This is a genomic window from Vibrio sp. 1401, from assembly GCF_033340295.1.
In genome coordinates, this window is record NZ_JAWOWF010000201.1 from 1 (window position 1) to 905 (window position 905).

At 49.9% G+C, this 905-nt stretch carries 1 protein-coding gene; it reads right to left on the bottom strand.

Annotation, left to right across the window (positions count from 1 at the left end; translation table 11 throughout):
• Positions 1–905: NAD-dependent DNA ligase LigA (gene ligA, locus R7Z77_RS24550; RefSeq protein ID WP_318136953.1), on the bottom strand; the 905-nt coding region annotated here is incomplete at both ends.

Sequence of the window (905 nt, forward strand, 5' to 3'; positions counted from 1 at the left end):
GAGACGAAGTGCTTGAGCGCTTGCTTACGTTGAGCTTGACAGACCAAACCGCCTGTACATCGAGTCACCGCCTCCCCTTCGATACGCTCTACGTGCGAACCACAAACAGGACACTGAGTTGGGAAAATAATATCTCGCGCCGTTTCTGGTCGACGCTCTTTGATGACAGAAACCACTTGAGGAATCACATCGCCAGCACGACGAATCACGACCTGATCACCAATCTTTACTTGAAGGCGCTCAATTTCATCCGCATTATGCAGCGTTGCGTTACTCACCGTCACGCCACCAACAAACACGGGCTCTAACTTAGCAACCGGAGTGATCGCTCCCGTTCGGCCAACTTGGAACTCAACTTCATTCAATGTGGTGATTTCTTCTTGAGCCGGGAATTTGTATGCGATCGCCCAACGTGGAGCGCGAGCAACAAAACCCAGGCGCTCTTGAACGGCAATATCGTCAATTTTGATCACGACTCCGTCAATTTCGTAAGGTAATGCATCACGACGCTGCAGAATGTCTTGATAATAAGTTTTTACGTCTGCCAAACTGTCGACTCGCTTGGTCTCTGGACACATTGGCAGCCCCCAAGATTTTATCTGCAGAAAACGCTCATAGTGACTGGCTGCCAAATCAGCCCCTTGCACAACTCCAACACTGTATGCGTAGAAGCTAAGTGGGCGCGAAGCCGTAATACGCGAATCTAATTGACGTAGACTGCCTGCTGCTGCATTGCGAGGGTTCACAAATACTTTTTCGCCCTTCTGACGCGCAAGCTCATTTAACTTTTCAAAGCCTGCTTTCGGCATAAACACTTCACCGCGGACCTCAAGACGAGCTGGCCAGTCATCACCCCTCAGCTTCAGAGGAATGGCATTAATGGTGCGCACGTTTTCAGTGATGTT